Genomic DNA, 18418 nt, shown 5'->3' with positions numbered 1-18418 from the left:
TTGTTTTTATTGGATTTATTAAAAAAATATTACTAAAATTTTGTTTTGGAATAAAAGGCTCTTATCTTTGCAACCGCAAAACGAAAGAGATAAGTCTTAAGATATATTGCGGGGTGGAGCAGTTGGTAGCTCGTTGGGCTCATAACCCAAAGGTCGTCAGTTCGAGTCTGGCCCCCGCTACTAAAGTTTAGCTTTGATTTGGTCAAAGCTTATTTTTTCGCCGAAAGGTAAATAATTAAGACAGATAATTTCTAAAAATATATTGCGGGGTGGAGCAGTTGGTAGCTCGTTGGGCTCATAACCCAAAGGTCGTCAGTTCGAGTCTGGCCCCCGCTACTAAGTTTAAGGCTTTGGATTATTCCAGAGCCTTTTTTTGTTCCTTCTGATCTAAAAAACATACAATTTCGTTGATTTCTGTTACCTTTGCGTAAATCTTTTCAGATACTATCAGTATGAGTAGTTTAAATGAGAAAAAGCCTTTAATTGAAAAATTAAAGAATAAATACAGACTAACAATATCCAACGAAGCCACGTTTGATGAAGTATTGTCTATTCGATTATCACGATTAAATGTATTTACCGTTACAGGATTGTTTTCTGTTCTGTTAATAGTTTTGGTAACCTTACTTATTGCTTTTACACCTTTACGAGAGTATATTCCTGGCTATCCTGATGGAGAAATGAGAGAAAACATTGAGAATAATGACATCTTAGTGGATTCATTGATTCTTGAATTGGAGAAGCGTGATCGTTTTTTTCAAGGTGTTCGAAACATAGTGGAAGGAAATGATTTTGATAATGTGGTTCAAAGTGCTTCCGATTCCATTGTCGATCCAAAGTACAAGAACTTGAGCTTTACAAGAACAGAATCAGATTCTCTATTCCGTTTAGACCATGAGGAGGATGAAAAATACAACTTAACGCTCGAAAATGCTCCAAAATCAAGAGGATTATCAAATACACATTTCTTTTCACCAATAAAGGGGATGATTTCGAATCATTTTGATAGCAAATCACAACATTATGGAACTGATATTGTGGGAGGTGTAAATGAGCGTATATCTTCCGTTTTAGATGGAACGGTTATTTTTTCGGAGTGGACTTTGAATACAGGGTATGTTATTCAAATTCAACATTCCAACAACTTACTATCCGTGTATAAACACAATTCAGAGCTTTTGAAAAAAGCAGGAGAGCATGTGAAAGCAGGAGAGGCGATTGCGTTGTTGGGAAATTCTGGTGAGTTGACTTCTGGTCCGCATTTGCATTTCGAATTGTGGCATAACGGACAACCTTTAAACCCCGAAGACTATATAAAATTTTAAAAACAAAACTCTAATTATTAATGAGTAAGCATATTGCTATTCTGGGATCGACGGGTTCCATTGGAACCCAAACATTGGAAGTGGTAGAAGCAAATCCCGATGAATTTGTTGTAGATGTTTTAACTGCGAATAATCAGGTAGAATTATTAATAGAACAGGCAAAGAAATTTAAACCTGATGTTGTTGTTATTGCCAGCGAAGAGAAATATCCTCAGCTTGTGGAGGCTCTAAAAGATGAGCCAATAAAAGTTTATGCTGGTCATGAAGCCATTGCCCAAGTAGTTCAAATGGGTGCTATTGATGTTGTAGTAACAGCAATGGTTGGCTATTCTGGATTGTTGCCTACGATAAATGCCATTAAAGCCAGAAAGAATATTGCCTTGGCAAATAAGGAAACATTAGTAGTTGCCGGTGATATCATACAGAAATTAGCATTGGAATATGGTGTAAGTATTTACCCTGTTGATTCGGAACACTCGGCAATTTTTCAATGTTTACTGGGAGAATTCGATAATCAGATTGAGAAAATATACCTGACGGCTTCGGGAGGCCCATTTAGAGGTAGAGATAAAAAATTCCTTGAAAATGTTACTGCCAAGCAAGCATTGAAGCATCCGAATTGGGATATGGGAGCTAAAATTACCATTGATTCGGCAAGTATGATGAACAAAGGTTTTGAAGCTATTGAAGCGAAATGGTTGTTTGATCTTCGTCCTGATCAGGTGGATGTGATAGTACATCATCAATCAATCGTTCATTCCATTGTTCAGTTTCAGGACGGATCGATGAAAGCACAAATGGGATTGCCTGATATGAAATTGCCAATTCAATTTGCTCTTACTTATCCAAAGAGATTGAAAACTGATTTTCCACGCTTTAATTTTTTAGATTATCCTGAATTGAATTTTGCTCCTGCCGATACAGAGAATTTTAGAAACCTGGCTCTTGCATACGAAGCTATGAATAAAGGTGGCAATTTGCCATGTATAATTAATGCTGCAAATGAAGTTGTAGTAGATGCTTTCCTAAAAGGTCAAGTTGGGTTTTTACAAATGAGCGATATCATTGAAGAAGTAATGAATAAAACTTGTTTTATTCAGAAGCCAAGCTACGAAGACTATGTCTTATCCGACTCAGAAGCGAGAAGATTAACGGAGACCATATTGTAAAAAATAATTATCTTAGGCAGCCTTTAGAAATTAACAATTAGTAATTAATAATTAGCAAGTAGAAAAACCTTATGGTTATGAGAGTTATTTACTCTTGATCTATTACTTGTTACAAATAGATATTTGAATGGATGTATTGGTTAAAATAGGACAGTTTTTATTGAGTTTGTCTATTCTTGTGGTTTTACACGAGTTAGGACACTTTGTATTTGCAAAATTGTTCAAAACAAGGGTTGAGAAATTTTATATGTTTTTTAATCCTGGATTTTCACTTTTTAAATTTAAAAAAGGAGAGACAGAATATGGTATTGGTTGGATTCCTCTAGGGGGATACGTTAAAATTTCCGGAATGATTGATGAATCGATGGATAAGGAACAAATGGCATTGCCTCCAAAACCATATGAATTTAGATCAAAACCAGCTTGGCAACGTTTATTGATAATGATTGGTGGAGTACTGGTAAATTTCATTTTGGCATTTGTAATCTACACCGCTGTTTTATTTGCTTGGGGCGAACAATATCTGCCAGCTGAAAATGCAAAGTACGGTATTGTTTGTGATTCATTATCTGAAAGTATAGGCTTGAAGGATGGCGACATTATTGTTGCCCTGGATAATCAAAAAGTAGAGAGGTTTTCTCAAATCATGCCAGAGATTATTCTTAATCGTCCTTCATCAATTCAGGTGATTCGCGATGGGGTAAATCTGGATGTTGCAATCCCTGCATCATATATTCCAGCTTTAATTGAGCGAAGCAGCAAAAAATTTGGTGTTGATCCAACGATTAGTTTGCGTTATCCATTTCACCCAATGAAAGTTGGAAAAGTAGCTAAAGATTCACCGGCTAAATTGGCTGGCTTGCAGAAAGATGATGAGATCGTAAGTGTAAATGGAGTTGATTTTACCTATTTCGATGAATACAAAGAATATCTAACTACCCAGGCAGGCAAAGAGATTAATGTTTTAATTTCAAGAAACAATCAGGAGTTAAATTTAAAATTAACTACAACTGATAAAGGCTTAATAGGTTTTCAACCTTTGTTAGATCTTAGCGGATTTAAGTACGAAGCTGTAGAGTATACTTTTGCACAAGCTATTCCTGCTGGTATTGGAAAAGGATTTAAAAAACTAAATGATTACCTAAAACAATTTGGTTTAATCTTCGATAAAGATATCAAGGGATACAAGTCAATTGGAGGGTTTGGTACCATTGGAAGCATTTTCCCATCCGTTTGGGATTGGCATGCTTTCTGGGAATTAACTGCATTTCTTTCTATTATTTTGGCTATAATGAATATTTTACCAATCCCAGCATTAGATGGTGGGCATGTGTTATTCTTGATGTATGAGATAATTACAGGAAGAAAGCCAGGCGATAAGTTTATGGAGTATGCTCAGGTTGCAGGAATGGTTTTATTATTTGGCTTACTTATTTTCGCAAATGCCAATGATGTGGTGAAATGGGTATCCAATTGGTAATTATTACATTAAAAATACTATATTAGCACTGTAAATACTAAAACTCAACTGATATGAATCTTTTTGTAATAGCGGGAATGATTGGTCCTTGGCAAATCGTAATAATTGTATTTGTAATCGTACTTCTTTTTGGAGGGAAAAAAATCCCAGAATTAATGAAGGGACTTGGTCAAGGAATGAAAGAATTTAAAAAGGCTACAGATCAAGACCAAGATAAGGACAATAACAAAGATAAAGAGTCGTTAGAAAAATAATTAAAAGGCAGGTAGTTCACCTGCCTTTTTTTAATGTCGGAATTTAATAAAATCACATCAACTAAAAAATTAGTTTAAAACTTGTAAAATCATTTGGATGCTACTTGTAAATTAATTATTTTCAATTCGAATTTAGAAATCCCTAAACCTTAAACTGCTCACTTGCATGAAGAATTTCATACTTGTTTTGTTGATGTCTCTTTTAGGCAGTTCTGTTGTCTCTGCTCAATCTTTATTTAGTATTCTACAAAAAGAGAAGCCAGAAAATACAGAAGAAGTCAACCAAAGACTAATGCATTTTACTGATGAGATATTAAAAGAAACCCTTCCAGAGAATGAAATTTTAGATGCAAACTATATTCCTGTTTTTTCAGATGAGATATACAAAGAACGAATGAAACGTTTAAATGATCTGACACCGATACAGTTGGATTATAAACCTGTTGTGCGCCGATTTATTGAAGCATATGCAGTTCGTCATCGCGAGAAAACCGGAAAAATAATTGAGCGCTCGGAATTGTACTTTCCAATTTTTGAAGAGTATTTGGACAAATATGATTTGCCATTGGAACTCAAATACCTTTCGGTTATTGAATCGGCTTTGGACCCAAAAGCAAGATCTAGATCGGGGGCGATAGGCTTGTGGCAGTTTATGTACAATTCGTGTAAAATGTTTGATTTAAGGGTTACTTCTTATGTTGATGAAAGAATGGATCCTGAGAAGTCAACGGAGGCAGCTTGCAAGTATTTGCAGTATTTGCATAGAATTTTTGGAGATTGGCAATTGGCAATTGCTGCCTATAATGGTGGTCCAGGAGTTGTGCGTGAAGCAATTCAACGTTCTGGAGGTAAGACTGATTTTTGGGAAATATCGCCATATTTACCACAACAAACCCGAAACTATGTGCCAATTTTTATTGCTGCAAATTATATTTTGAATTATAGCAGAGAGCACAATATAGTTACAACTCCAAATCAATATCCTTATTTCCGTGTAGCACCAGTTAATGTAAAGAAGAGTGTGTCATTTAAGCATGCTGCGGCAGTACTTGGTGTTCCTGTTGAAGAGATTAAAAAATTAAACCCTATTTATAAAAAAGATATAATTCCTGCAGGTGAATTACCTGCTCAATTGGTTCTTCCGGTTGAGAAGATTGGTTTGTTTATAGACAATGAAGAAGAAATTTATTCAATGAAGGATGAACCCAAGAAGTATCTTGAATTGCAAAAGGAGCTTTCTTCCACCAAAGGAAAATATATGATATATCATGTTGTTAAAGCAGGAGAGTATTTTCATAAAATAGCTATGAATTATTCTTGCACCACACACAATATTATGGAGTGGAATAACATGAAGAATCATGATATTTATATCGGTCAACAATTAAAAATTTGGGTAAAACCATCGGAGCAAATATCCCAAAAACCACAAAGGGATCCACTATTGAAAAAGAGTAAATTTTTGCTTTATGAGGTACAAGAAGGAGATAGTTTGCAATCAATAGCCAATAGGTTCGAGGTAGAATCTGTTAAGGATTTGGTTGAGGTAAATAATATGAATCAATCTAATGTAGTAGAGCCAGGAATGGTATTAAAAATAGTTCAATACGAATAATAATTGAATTCCAAATAAACATCTAATTATGAAAAAAATAATAAATATAACGCTTCTTTGTGCGCTCGTTATTGTAAGTGCAGTATCTTGTAAGAAGACAACAAAAGGATTAAGACCAGTCGTAACTGGAGGTTCGGGTGAGGTTTTGGTTTTGATAAACAACGCACTGTGGGATAGTTCTGTTGGCGATACGCTAAGATCAGTTCTTAATGACACTCAATTGGGATTGCCACAAGATGAACCTGTTCTAGATATTATTCATATTAATCATAATGCTTTCAGTAGTATGTTTAAAACTCACCGTAGTATCTTAGATCTTAGAGTTTCTGCCAAAGTGGAAAAAAACAACCTTGCTGTTAAGGATGAACTATATGCCAAGACTCAATCATTCATGAAAATTGAAGCAAAAGACAATCAGTCAATGATTGAGTTGTTACAAAAGAACAGAAATAAGATTGTAGCTTATTTTCTTTTAGGTGAGAGAAATAGAAAAATCAAAACATTTAGAAGAAATGTAGTACAGGAAATTTTCGAGAAATTAAAATCAAAGTATCAATTTACACTTTCGTTTCCTGCTGGTTATGAAATTAATAAAGATGAGCCTGATTTTTTATGGATAAGCAATGAAACTCCAACAACCAGTCAGGGAATGTTTATATATTCTTACGACTATCTTACAGAGGATTTGTTTTCAAAAGATCAGATCATTAAGAGAAGAAACAACTTATTAAAAAAATATGTTCCAGGGCCTACAGAAGGAAGTTATATGGGAACAGAAATGTCGTATCCAATTATTTCCAGACAATTTGATTTTGAAGGGAACTACGCCTATGAAACTCGTGGACTTTGGAAAGTGGAGAATGATTTTATGGGAGGACCATTTGTGAGTGTAACCTTTCTAGATGAGAAAAATAATAGAGTAATCTGTTTGGATTCTTACGTTTATTATCCTAACAACAATAAACGTGAGATGTTGCGTGAGTTGGAAGCAATTATGTATTCATACCAAAACATTAATAAATAAGAGATGAATTTGCCTGATTATAAAAACTTAAGCATTGAACCTTATCGCAATCGCGAAGAAATAATAAGACAAGTTGCTGCGCAAATTGAGAAAGATTTTGCTCAGTTTGGTTTGGAAGTGCAGTTTTCGGGCGAAGTGGATTATGCATATGAGGAATTATTTTCTCAATTAAAGGAACATCTAATTTGGCTTTTGGATCGAGATTATCATCGATTGGTTTTATTACTTTATCAGATTGATTTAAGTGAAAAGCAAATTATGCAAGCTGAGGCTCAATATCCAGATGTGCCAAAATCAGATTTACTTGCCGAACTGGTTATTCTTCGAGAGTTGAAAAAAGTTCTGATTAGAAATTACTTTAAAGAGAATCCAGATAAATTATAAACGGAAACCGTAGCTTCTGAGCTACGGTTTTTCTTTTGGATAGATTTGAAGCAAAGAAAAGATTTTTAGTATTTTTACTTAACTTCAAAATTGGTTTTGATACAAAAATCTTTTCATATTAAACAGTAATACATGAACATAGATTTACTTACACCGAATATTTCAGTAGAAACAAAGAATGTGTTCTACTTGACAAGCCTTAAAAATTATAAAAATCTTCCTCTTGCCGAAAATGAAATTCAGTATCTTATTCAGCAGGTTGAGAATGAAGATTTATTAATAGAAATCAATCAATATACAAGAAAAATTTTTGTACATGTAAGTGCAACAGAAGAGTTGATGTACAAAGATTATGAGAAAATGAGAAAGCTTGGCAACTCTCTTCATTCAAAAATTCAGGAAAGTAAAATTTCAGAACTTGTGGTTGTTGATTACTCTTTGAACAAAGAAGTAATTTTACCAATACTTGAAGGATTGTCTTTAAGCAATTATCAATTTATCAAGTATCTAAAGGATCCTAAAAAAATAAAGCATTGTCTTACCGAAGTTCACGTTCAGAGTGATGTGCTGGATGAAAAAGACATTGAAGAGCTGCAAGCAGTATGTGAAGCAGTAAAACATGCACGTAATCTGGTAAATGAACCTTTAAGTTATCTAACTGCTCAAAAATTGAGCGAGGAGATCAAGAGAATGGCTGATGAATCAGGTTTTTGTGTGGAAGTTTTTGAAAAGACTAAAATTCAAAGCCTAAAAATGGGAGGTCTTTTGGCTGTAAATAAGGGAAGCGTTGATGAACCAACTTTTTCGATTTTGGAATGGAAACCTGAAAATGCCAAGAATGCAAATCCGGTAATTTTTGTTGGAAAAGGAATAGTTTACGATACAGGAGGTTTGAGTTTGAAGCCAACCAAAGACAGCATGGATTTAATGAAATCGGACATGGGAGGAGCGGCTTCGGTGGCTGGGGCTTTATATGCAATTGCAAAAGCAAAACTTCCTGTTCATGTAATTGGTTTAATTCCTGCTACAGATAACCGTCCGGGAGGAAATGCTTATGCTCCAGGCGATATTATTAAAATGCATAATGGGCTAAGTGTAGAGGTGTTGAATACCGATGCAGAAGGAAGATTAATTCTTGCCGATGCTTTAAGTTATGCAAAAAAATATGATCCGGAATTTGTAGTTGATTTGGCAACTTTAACAGGAGCTGCTGCAGTTGCAATTGGCAAATATGGTGTTGTTGCCATGGGGAATGAAGAAAGTGCTGACAGGATGGAAGAGCTAAAAACTTCAGGAAACAAAACTTACGAAAGAGTGGTGGAGTTTCCATTTTGGGAAGAATACGGAGAATTAATAAAATCAGACATTGCAGATTTAAAAAATATTGGTGGTCGCGATGGAGGAGCAATAACCGCAGGAAAATTTCTGGAACACTTTACGGACTATCCTTGGGTTCATATCGATATTGCAGGTCCTGCATTCCTTGGTGCAACTGACAATTACCGAGGAAAAGGAGGCACAGGGGTTGGTGTGCGTTTGTTGTACGATTTTATAAAAAATTACCAATCATAAGGAATCATTAAAAAGATAGTTAGGATTAAGGGATTCTTTCTATTTTTGTAGTTGCAAGCTAAGTTTTCATTTGGGATACAATATCTTGCATTTATGAACTGAATAAGTTCTAATACCGTTTGGGATGTGATAAACTTGATTTTCACAAGTAGCACATACCAAACTAAATATCTTAACTCATGAAGAATACCAAAATAAAGGTCGGAATAACTCACGGTGATATTAATGGAATTGGTTACGAAGTAATCATTAAAACCTTAATGGATAATAGATTGTTGGAACTTTGTACTCCTATTATCTATGGCTCGCCAAAAGTTGCAGCTTATCATCGTAAAGCACTAAACATCGATAATTTTAGCTTGAATAATATTAAAGAGGCAAATGAGGCTCAGCCAAAGCGTGCGAATATTATTAATTGTGTGGATGAGAATATTAAAGTTGAGCTTGGAAAATCTACAAGTGCTGCTGGAACGTCTGCTTTTCAAGCATTGGAATCTGCTGTTGCAGATTTAAAGAAAGGAGCAATTGATGTTTTAATTACTGCACCAATAAACAAAAAGAACATTCAGTCAAAAGATTTTGAGTTTCCTGGACATACAGAATATTTGGAAGCCAAATTGGAGTCTGGAAAATCATTAATGTTATTGCTAAGTGGTAAACTTAGAGTTGGAGTAGTTGCTGGTCATGTGCCAATTTCAAAAGTTCCTGAAAAAATTACCAAAGAGGCAATTCTAGAAAAGTTAGAAATTTTGAATGCATCATTGCTAAAAGATTTTGGAATTCAAAAACCTAAAATAGCCGTACTAAGTTTAAATCCACATGCTGGAGATAATGGATTAATTGGTACAGAAGAACAAGATGTTATTATTCCTGCTCTGGATACAGCAAGAGAGAAGGGAATTATGGCCTTAGGACCATTCCCTGCGGATGGCTTTTTTGGTTCGGATGATTATACAAAATTCGATGCGATTTTGGCAATGTATCATGATCAGGGCTTAGCTCCATTTAAAGCATTGGCTTTTGATTCAGGAGTAAACTTTACGGCAGGGCTTTCGGAAGTAAGAACTTCACCAGCTCACGGAACTGCTTATTCTATAGCTGGAACAAATGTTGCTTCGGAAGTTTCTTTCCGCGAGGCATTGTATTTGGCAATGGATGTTTATAAAAACAGACGCATGTACGAGGAAATAAGTAAAGACCCTCTTAAGCCTGCCGAAAATATGAAAAACGTACAATAAAGAATTAACAAAATTATAATGAGAGCGGTTAAGTGTTAATCGCTCTTTCTTTTTTTGTTAAAAGCCTATCTTTCATTATTAAAATTGCATAATTTTGCATATTTTAAAAACCTTAAATTCCAGAATAATCTAATTCTTAATTTATGTTTGAGTACATTAAAGGTGAACTCGCCGACTTAACACCAACATCAGCTATTATAGAAAATAATGGCATTGGATATTTTATTCATATTTCATTAAATACATACAGCCAGTTATCTGGGCATAAAACGGTTCAATTGTATCTTCATCAGGTGGTTCGTGAGGATGCTCATATGTTATACGGTTTTATAGACACCAGGGAAAGAGAAATTTTTCGTCATTTAATTTCTGTGTCTGGAGTAGGTGTAAATACTGCCAGGGTGATGCTTTCATCCTTAAGTCCTGTCGAAATTCAAACTGCAATCTTGTCGAATAATGCCAAAACTTTGCAAGGAGTAAAAGGTATTGGAGCAAAATCTGCTCAACGAATTATTATTGAGCTAAAGGATAAGCTAGGTAAAGAATCGGAGATATTAGAAATTTCACTTCCTCAAGACAATACGAACAAAGAAGAAGCGTTATCTGCTTTAGTGATGTTGGGGTTTGCAAAGAATGCTGCATATAAAGTGGTTGATAAAATCTATACTGCTAATCCAACTTCAAGTGTTGAGGATTTAATAAAATTAGCTCTGAAACAATTGTAAACTAAGAACGTATTTGCTTTACTAACCTAAGGAAATCTAACTTAATTGAAAAAACTATTAAAATATAGCCTAAGTCTCTGTTTGGTAATATTTTGTTTTGTAATAAAGAGTAATCAACCGGTTAATGCATATCAGGTTGATTCTGAATTTTGTGCATTTCAACAGCAAGACACAATCCTGCGTTCAGGAAATAAAAATAAAAGGATTATAAATTCAAGATCACCTTTTATTAAGGATAATCCAAACGCAAAGAATGATTCTCTTCGTTATCCGTTTGACGATGAAAATGCTAATCTTGAATATGATTCGCAACTGCAATCGCCATTGTATTTAAAGGATCCGAATAACATTAAAACTTCTATCAAGTACGATCCTGAAACTGGCAATTACATTTTGGTAAAAACCATTGGTGATATGAATTACCGTCGTGCAATTACCATGACAGCCGAAGAATATGAACAATATGTTGCAGAAAATTCCATTCGCGATTACTGGATGCAAAGAAGCAGAAACGAAGGTGCAGGAGGGAATAATGAATTGGTTCCTGATATGAATTTTGGTGGACAGTTTATTGATAAGATTTTCGGAAGCAATACAATAAAAATTAAACCTCAAGGATCGGCAGAGTTAACATTTGGAATCAGTACTACCAATGTTGAAAATCCAACTTTACCGGAAAATTTGAGAAAGACAACCAGTTTTGACTTTGATGAAAAAATCCAAATGAACGTTACAGGTACAGTTGGAGAGAAGTTAAAGATGGATGTGAACTACAACACTGAGGCTACTTTTGATTTCGAAAACCAGATGCGTTTGGAATATACTGGTGATGAAGACGAAATTATCAAAAAGGTAGAAGCAGGTAATGTTTCCATGCCTATTTCAAATACATTGATTACAGGTGGTCAGAATTTATTTGGAGTAAAAACTCAAATGCAATTTGGAAAATTAGGCGTTACTTCTGTTTTTTCTCAACAAAAAGGTGAAACTGCTGTTGTTAATCTGGAAAATGGTGCGCAAAAAAATGAGTTTGAGATCTCAGTTGATCAATACGAAGCGAACCGTCACTTTTTCTTGTCAAAGTATTTTTACGATACCTACAATAAAGCATTGGAGAATTTACCTGTTATCAATTCGGCAGTGTCGATTAATAAGGTTGAAGTGTGGGTAACCAATAAAAGCTCTAATTTTCAGGATTCTAGAAATGTTGTTGCTTTTGTGGATATTGGTGAAAGTGCTGCAAATATTAGCAACACACTCTTTTCCCAAACAGGAACAGGAGTTTTACCAGATAACGACCTAAATAATGCATATCAGCAAATGACTGAGACCTATTCTGGCATTAGAGATATCAATCAGGTAACGGGAACGCTGGGATCTTTGGCACCTGGATTTACAAATGGTACAGACTATGAGAAAATAGAAAATGCGCGTAAACTTTCGCCTTCGGAATATACAATTAATGAGAAGTTGGGGTATATATCGCTAAACCAAGCTCTAAATGCTGATGAAATTTTGGCAGTTGCTTATGAATATACCCACCGAGGACAAGTTTACCGGGTTGGTGAATTTACCGCAGACGGAGTTAGTGCTCCGCAAACTTTGGTAATGAAACTTTTGAAAGGTACCAACCTTAGTCCTAATATGCCAACTTGGAAGCTGATGATGAAGAATATCTATAACATTGGCGCTTACCAGGTGAATCAGGAAGATTTTGTTTTGAACATCATGTTTCAGAACGATCAGGCAGGAACAAAAGTGAATTATTTGCCCGAAGGAGATATCAAAAATGAGATTTTGCTGAAAGTTATGAATTTGGACAGGTTGAATTCCCAACTAGATCCTGGTTCTGATGGGATGTTCGATTATATTAATGGTATTACCATTTACAGTAATAATGGTAGAGTTATATTTCCAATTATTGAACCTTTTGGATCTTATTTAAGAGAGAAGATTGGGAATGATGCTATTGCAGATAAATATGTGTTTGAAGACCTGTATAAATTAACACAAAATGAAGCCCAGCAGATAGCAGAAAAGAATAAATACTCTTTAAAGGGTAGTTACAAATCGTCCTCGAGTTCTGAAATTTCATTGAATGCATTAAATGTTCAACCAGGATCGGTAAGGGTAAAGGCAGGTGGAAGAGAACTGATTGAAAATATTGATTATACAGTTGATTATACCTTAGGTCGAGTAAAAATTATCAACCAAAGTTTATTGGAGTCAAACACTCCAATTAGTATAGAATCGGAAAACAATTCACTGTTTAATATTCAAACCAAAACACTTCTTGGTGTTCAAATGGATTATCAGGTTAATGATAATTTTAATCTTGGAGCAACGGTAATGCACTTGTCCGAGCAGCCATTAACTCAGAAGGTGAATATTGGTGATGAACCAATATCAAATACCATTTGGGGATTAAATGGAAGTTATCAAACAGAATCGATGTTTTTAACCAGAATGATTGATAAACTTCCATTTATTGAGACAAAAGAACCATCGAAAATCTCGGTTGAAGGTGAATTTGCACAATTACGACCAGGACACAACAAATCAATTGGTAGTTCAGGTACGGCTTACATTGATGATTTTGAAGGAACTCAGACTTCTATAGATATGAAGAGCTTGAGTTCTTGGGTTTTGGCCAGTACACCGCAAAACAATGAGGAGCTTTTCAAAGAAGGAAATTTAAATCAAGATTTGGCATATGGATTTAACCGTGCAAAATTGGCATGGTATATTATTGACCCCTTGTTTTTAAGAAATAACTCGGCTACACCGGGACACATAAAGGCGGATAAGGAACAGCAATCGAATCACTTTGTTCGTGAGATTTTCGAAGAAGAAATTTGGCCGAATAAAGAAAGAGCATCTGGTGTACCAACCAATATATCGGTGCTAAATCTTGCTTATTACCCTGATGAAAAAGGACCATATAACTACGATGTAGATGGACAAGCTGGAATTTCACAGGGGATGAATCCAGATGGAACATTGAGAGAGCCGGAAACTCGTTGGGGTGGTATCATGAGAAGAATAGAAACCAACGATTTTGAAGCTGCAAATATTGCATACATTGAGTTTTGGATGATGGATCCATTTGTGTATGATGAGACACATAAAGGAGGAGATTTGTATTTTAACCTGGGTAATGTTTCAGAGGATATTTTACGTGACTCAAGAAAATCATTCGAGAATGGATTGCCTACAGATGAAAATGTTACCTTGGTTGATACTACAGTTTGGGGACGTGTTCCAAAAATCCAATCATTGGTAAATGCGTTTGACAACAATACGGAATCAAGAAAATATCAGGATGTTGGTTTGGATGGAATGAATACAGAGGACGAGGTAAGTTTCTTTCAGGATTACATTCAGGCCATTAGTTTATCAGCCAATTTAGGAACTGGTTCAGGTGCTTACAACAACGCAATAAATGACCCATCGAGTGATGATTATCATTACTTCCGAGGAAGTGATTATGATGCTGATAAAGTTGGGATTTTGGAAAGATACAAAAGATATAACGGACCGGAAGGAAATTCACCTACAGCAGAATTATCAGCTGAACCATATCCAACATCAGCAACTACACTTCCTGATGTTGAGGATATCAATCATGATAATACTTTGAGTGAAACGGAAGCCTACTATCAGTACCGTGTACATCTTGCGCCAACAGAAATGGAAGTTGGAAAGAATTTTATTACAGACAAGATTACCAGTACCGTTGATTTAGCAAATGGAACACAAGGAACTGTTGACTGGTATCAGTTTAAGATACCTGTTAATAAGGTAGAAGGAACATTTGGTAATATCTCTGACTTTACCTCGATTCGTTTTATGAGGATGTTTTTGAGGGGGTTTGAAGAAGATGTAATCTTGCGTTTTGCAACTTTGGATTTGGTTCGTGATGATTGGAGAAAGTATGAGCAGGCTTTAAACGAAGATAAAGATGATGCTGTAGTTTCGGATGCTAACTTTGATATTACTGCAATTAATATTGAAGAGAATGCCTCGAAAGAACCGGTAAATTATGTGCTTCCTCCAGGAATCGATAGAGTTGTAGATCCTAGTAATCCGCAACTAATACAGCTGAATGAGCAAGCCATACTATTAAAAGTTACTGACCTTGAGAATGGAAAAGGAAAAGGAGCTTACAAAACACTTAGTATGGATGTTCGTAAATATGGAAAGCTAAAAATGGATGTTCATGCCGAAGAAATTAGTGGTTTGCCTCTAAGGGATAATGAACTTACAGCCTTTATCCGATTGGGATCAGATTATCAGGATAACTACTATGAATATGAAATTCCTCTGAAATTAACTGCTCCGGGAGTGTATAATGGGGATAGTGAAAGTGACAGGTTAGTAGTTTGGCCGGATGAGAATAGGTTTGACTTTAAATTAAGGTTATTCCAAACCATTAAGCAAATACGTAATGATGCTATGAGGTCAGCGGGTTCAAGCGTTGATTACCTTACTGTTTATGACGCTGCTGTAAATGATTTATCCAGCGATAATGATCCTACAAAGGAAGGACATAGAGTTCGAATTAAAGGTAATCCGAATCTCGCCAATGTGAGAACCATAATGATAGGGATTAAAAACCCACTTGAAGATATCACAGGAAATGATGATACTCAACCAAAATCAGTTGAAGTCTGGATGAATGAATTGCGTCTGACTGATTTTAATGAAGATGGAGGTTGGGCTGCAAATTTGAGATTAACCACCAAGTTGGCTGACTTGGGTACGGTAACATGGTCTGGAAGTCAAATTACTTCTGGTTTTGGAGGGATAGAAGATGGCGTTAATGAGCGTTATAAGGATGATATTTTCCAATATGATTTTTCTGCGAGTTTAGAATTAGGAAAGTTCTTCCCAGAAAAGTCTGGAGTGCGAATTCCAATGTACTATGCAATTTCCGAAGAAACAATTAGTCCGGAGTATAATCCATTAGATCCGGATATTCCTTTGGATGTAGCATTAGAGAATGCCTACTCAAAATCTGAAAGAGACTCTATCAAGCATATTTCGCAGGAGTATACCAAACGCAAAAGTTTTAACCTTACCAATGTTCGAATCGAAAAGAAGGAAGGTAAAGCGAAATTACTAGATGTTTCGAATTTGTCGATGACCTACTCATATAATGAAACTTATTCGCGAGATGTGAATACGGTTCGAGATTTGGAGAAAAATTATCGAGGTGTACTTAGCTATAATTATACTGAGCGTCCGAAAATAGTTCAGCCTTTTAAAAAGGTAAAAGCTTTCCAGAAGCCTATGTTTAGGTTGTTGAAAGATTTTAACTTTTATTATTTGCCAACTCAATTGTCTTTCCGTTCAGATATACAACGTTACTATCATGAAATAGAAAAACGTAATATTGAAGAGCCAGGATTAATGATCGATCCATCATACGATAAAGATTTTATTTGGTACAGATATTATGACTTTAAATACAACCTAACGAAAGGTTTAAAGTTTGATTTTTCTGCAACAAATACTTCACGTATCGATGAACCAGATGGAATGGTTGACAAACACAGAGATCGTGATGCTTATGAAGTTTGGAAAGATTCGATTTGGAATAACTTAATGGATGGAGGGCGAAATATTAAATATCACCATAAGTTTAATGTGACTTATACGGTACCGATTAATAAGATTCCTTTGTTCAATTGGACTTCACTTAATGCACGCTACTCTGGAGCTTACGATTGGAATGCAGGAGCAATTACAGCTGATACAATTGAATTGGGGAATACCGTTCGAAATTCAAATAATATTCAACTGAATGGTCAATTAAAAATGACCAGTTTGTATGATAAAGTTGGCATTTTAAAGAACATCAATCGTAAATACAATTCAAATCGCAAGTATAAAAAGAAGACAAAATCATATAAGAAAGTTAATTACGAAGGCAAAGTTGATGAATTGAAAGCAGGAGAAGCTGTATCCATTTATCACAAATTAATGACAGAGGATATTACTGTTAGAGCCTATGACAAGTTAGGAAAAGAGATAAAAGTTAAGGTGAAACCTGTAACTGGAAATCGTGCCAAAATAACAGCATCTCGTAATGTTAAGGATGTTAGGGTTCGTATTACAGGAAAAGTTTCTGAGAAAGATAACGTATTTGCTGTTATTGGAGAAAACTTCCTGAGAACTTTAATGAGTGTTAGAAATATCAGTGTTAACTATTCTGAAATTAACTCTACAACTCTACCTGGATATTTGCCACAAACAAATTACTTTGGTGGGGAATCATATAATGGTACAAAAGCACCTGGATTTAGTTTCTTAACAGGTCAGCAGGATAAAAACTTTGCACGTAAAGCTGCTGATAAAGGTTGGATTACAAAAGATCCAACAATGAATGATCCATATGTGATGAGTCATACTCAAAATTTTTCAATTCGCAGTACGATTGAACCTTTTAAAGGATTTAAAATTGATCTTACTGCCAATAGAAATTATTCAAGAAATAGAAGCGAGTATTATATCTACGACGAGGAAACCGATAGGTTTAACAATAAGAATCTTGTAAAATCAGGGAACTTTAGCATGAGTTTCTTAAGTTTAAAATCGGCATTTTTTACCATAGGCAATACAGGTGATTATTCATCAGAGTATTTCAATAAATTCTTGGAAAATCGCAAGCTTGAATCTTTAAGGTTAGCTCAGCAGCGTTATGGCGCATCATATCAGGATGAAGAAATTAAGGATGCTAATGATGAAGGAACAGGATTTTACAAAGGATTTACTGCAACTTCTCAGGAAGTGCTAATTCCTGCTTTCCTTAAAGCCTATGGAAATGCAGGAAGTGGATTTAACAAATTGTTCCCAGGTATTGCGAAAATGAAACCAAACTGGAGAGTTTCATTTGAAGGTTTGTCTAAAATTCCATTTATCAGACGTTATTTCAAATCTATTAACTTAAGTCATGCATACACATCAACTTATGATGTAGGTTCCTATACAACAAACTTAGCTGCAGAAGTTGATGAAGATGGATTTCTTGAAATCAATAAGATTTCAGGTAATTTTTACAATTTGTACGATGTAAATTCAATATCGATAAACGAGCAATTTAATCCATTGATTAATGTCGACATGATCTGGAAAAACAATTTCTCAACTAGTTTTGAAATTAAACGTACCCGAAATTTAATTTTAAGTCTTTCGAATACCCAGCTAACCGAAGTAGCTTCGAACGAATTAATTTTTGGTATGGGATATCGATTTGATAATTTCGGAATGATTATTGGATCTGGTTCTCGTCAGAAGAAATACAATTCAGACTTGAATTTAAGAGCAGATTTATCGGTTCGTAAAAACAGTACCATTATCCGAAAAATTGTTGATGAGGTGGATCAATTAACTTCTGGTCAAAAGGTGGTTACCTTAAAGTTTAGTGCAGATTATGTTTTGAGTAATCGATTTAATTTGCGCTTGTATTACGATAGAATTGTGAATACTCCATATGTATCACTTTCTTATCCTACAACAACAACAGAATTTGGAGCTAGTATAAGATTTACATTAGCGAATTAATAAAGTGTTTAAGAGCAGTTAAAAGGCAAGAATATATTTATAGAAGAATTAATATTAAATAGGTTT

11 protein-coding genes and 2 tRNA genes are annotated in these 18418 nt (G+C 34.9%); all 13 read left to right on the top strand.

Annotated features, from left to right (window positions below; genetic code table 11):
* Positions 1-107: 107 nt before the first annotated feature.
* The 13 genes from ACKPCA_RS14220 (at position 108) to sov (ending at position 18352) form a co-directional block, all read left to right on the top strand.
* A tRNA-Met gene (locus tag ACKPCA_RS14220) sits at positions 108-180 on the top strand.
* An 83-nt stretch (positions 181-263) separates the two neighbouring features.
* A tRNA-Met gene (locus ACKPCA_RS14215) sits at positions 264-336 on the top strand.
* A gap of 116 nt (positions 337-452) precedes the next feature.
* Positions 453-1325 (top strand): M23 family metallopeptidase, encoded by an 873-nt coding sequence (locus ACKPCA_RS14210; RefSeq protein ID WP_054719529.1) that lies wholly within the window; start codon positions 453-455, stop codon positions 1323-1325.
* 20 nt (positions 1326-1345) lie between these two features.
* Complete coding sequence (locus ACKPCA_RS14205; RefSeq protein WP_321279677.1) at positions 1346-2494, top strand: 1-deoxy-D-xylulose-5-phosphate reductoisomerase; 1149 nt, start codon at positions 1346-1348, stop codon at positions 2492-2494.
* Positions 2495-2621: 127 nt separating this feature from the next.
* Positions 2622-3974 carry an RIP metalloprotease RseP gene (gene rseP / locus ACKPCA_RS14200; RefSeq protein ID WP_321279676.1) on the top strand — a complete coding sequence of 451 codons (1353 nt, stop codon included), beginning with the start codon at positions 2622-2624 and terminating at the stop codon, positions 3972-3974.
* Positions 3975-4027: 53 nt separating this feature from the next.
* Complete coding sequence (gene tatA / locus ACKPCA_RS14195; protein ID WP_054719537.1) at positions 4028-4228, top strand: twin-arginine translocase TatA/TatE family subunit; 201 nt, start codon at positions 4028-4030, stop codon at positions 4226-4228.
* Positions 4229-4394: 166 nt separating this feature from the next.
* Entirely contained in the window at positions 4395-5843 is a 1449-nt protein-coding gene (locus ACKPCA_RS14190; protein WP_321279674.1) for a lytic transglycosylase domain-containing protein, read from the top strand.
* A 28-nt stretch (positions 5844-5871) separates the two neighbouring features.
* Positions 5872-6867 (top strand): DUF4837 family protein, encoded by a 996-nt coding sequence (locus ACKPCA_RS14185; RefSeq protein WP_054719543.1) that lies wholly within the window; start codon positions 5872-5874, stop codon positions 6865-6867.
* 3 nt (positions 6868-6870) lie between these two features.
* Positions 6871-7251, top strand: a complete 381-nt coding sequence (locus ACKPCA_RS14180) for a hypothetical protein (protein WP_321279673.1) — start codon at positions 6871-6873, stop codon at positions 7249-7251.
* 132 nt (positions 7252-7383) lie between these two features.
* Positions 7384-8823 carry a leucyl aminopeptidase family protein gene (locus ACKPCA_RS14175; RefSeq protein WP_321279671.1) on the top strand — a complete coding sequence of 480 codons (1440 nt, stop codon included), beginning with the start codon at positions 7384-7386 and terminating at the stop codon, positions 8821-8823.
* Between the two features lie 179 nt (positions 8824-9002).
* Positions 9003-10061, top strand: coding sequence for a 4-hydroxythreonine-4-phosphate dehydrogenase PdxA (gene pdxA / locus ACKPCA_RS14170; RefSeq protein WP_321279669.1), 1059 nt, complete (start codon positions 9003-9005; stop codon positions 10059-10061).
* A gap of 143 nt (positions 10062-10204) precedes the next feature.
* A complete protein-coding gene (ruvA, locus tag ACKPCA_RS14165) occupies positions 10205-10786 on the top strand; it encodes a Holliday junction branch migration protein RuvA (RefSeq protein ID WP_054719551.1) in 582 nt (193 codons plus the stop codon).
* Between the two features lie 45 nt (positions 10787-10831).
* Complete coding sequence (gene sov, locus ACKPCA_RS14160) at positions 10832-18352, top strand: T9SS outer membrane translocon Sov/SprA (RefSeq protein ID WP_321279668.1); 7521 nt, start codon at positions 10832-10834, stop codon at positions 18350-18352.
* The last annotated feature ends 66 nt before the right edge of the window (positions 18353-18418 follow it).

Origin of the sequence: Marinifilum fragile (assembly GCF_963677365.1) — a bacterium.
GTDB lineage: Bacteria > Bacteroidota > Bacteroidia > Bacteroidales > Marinifilaceae > Marinifilum > Marinifilum fragile.
Note: the sequence above shows the minus strand (reverse complement) of the source record. Positions and strands in the feature narration are given on the sequence as shown.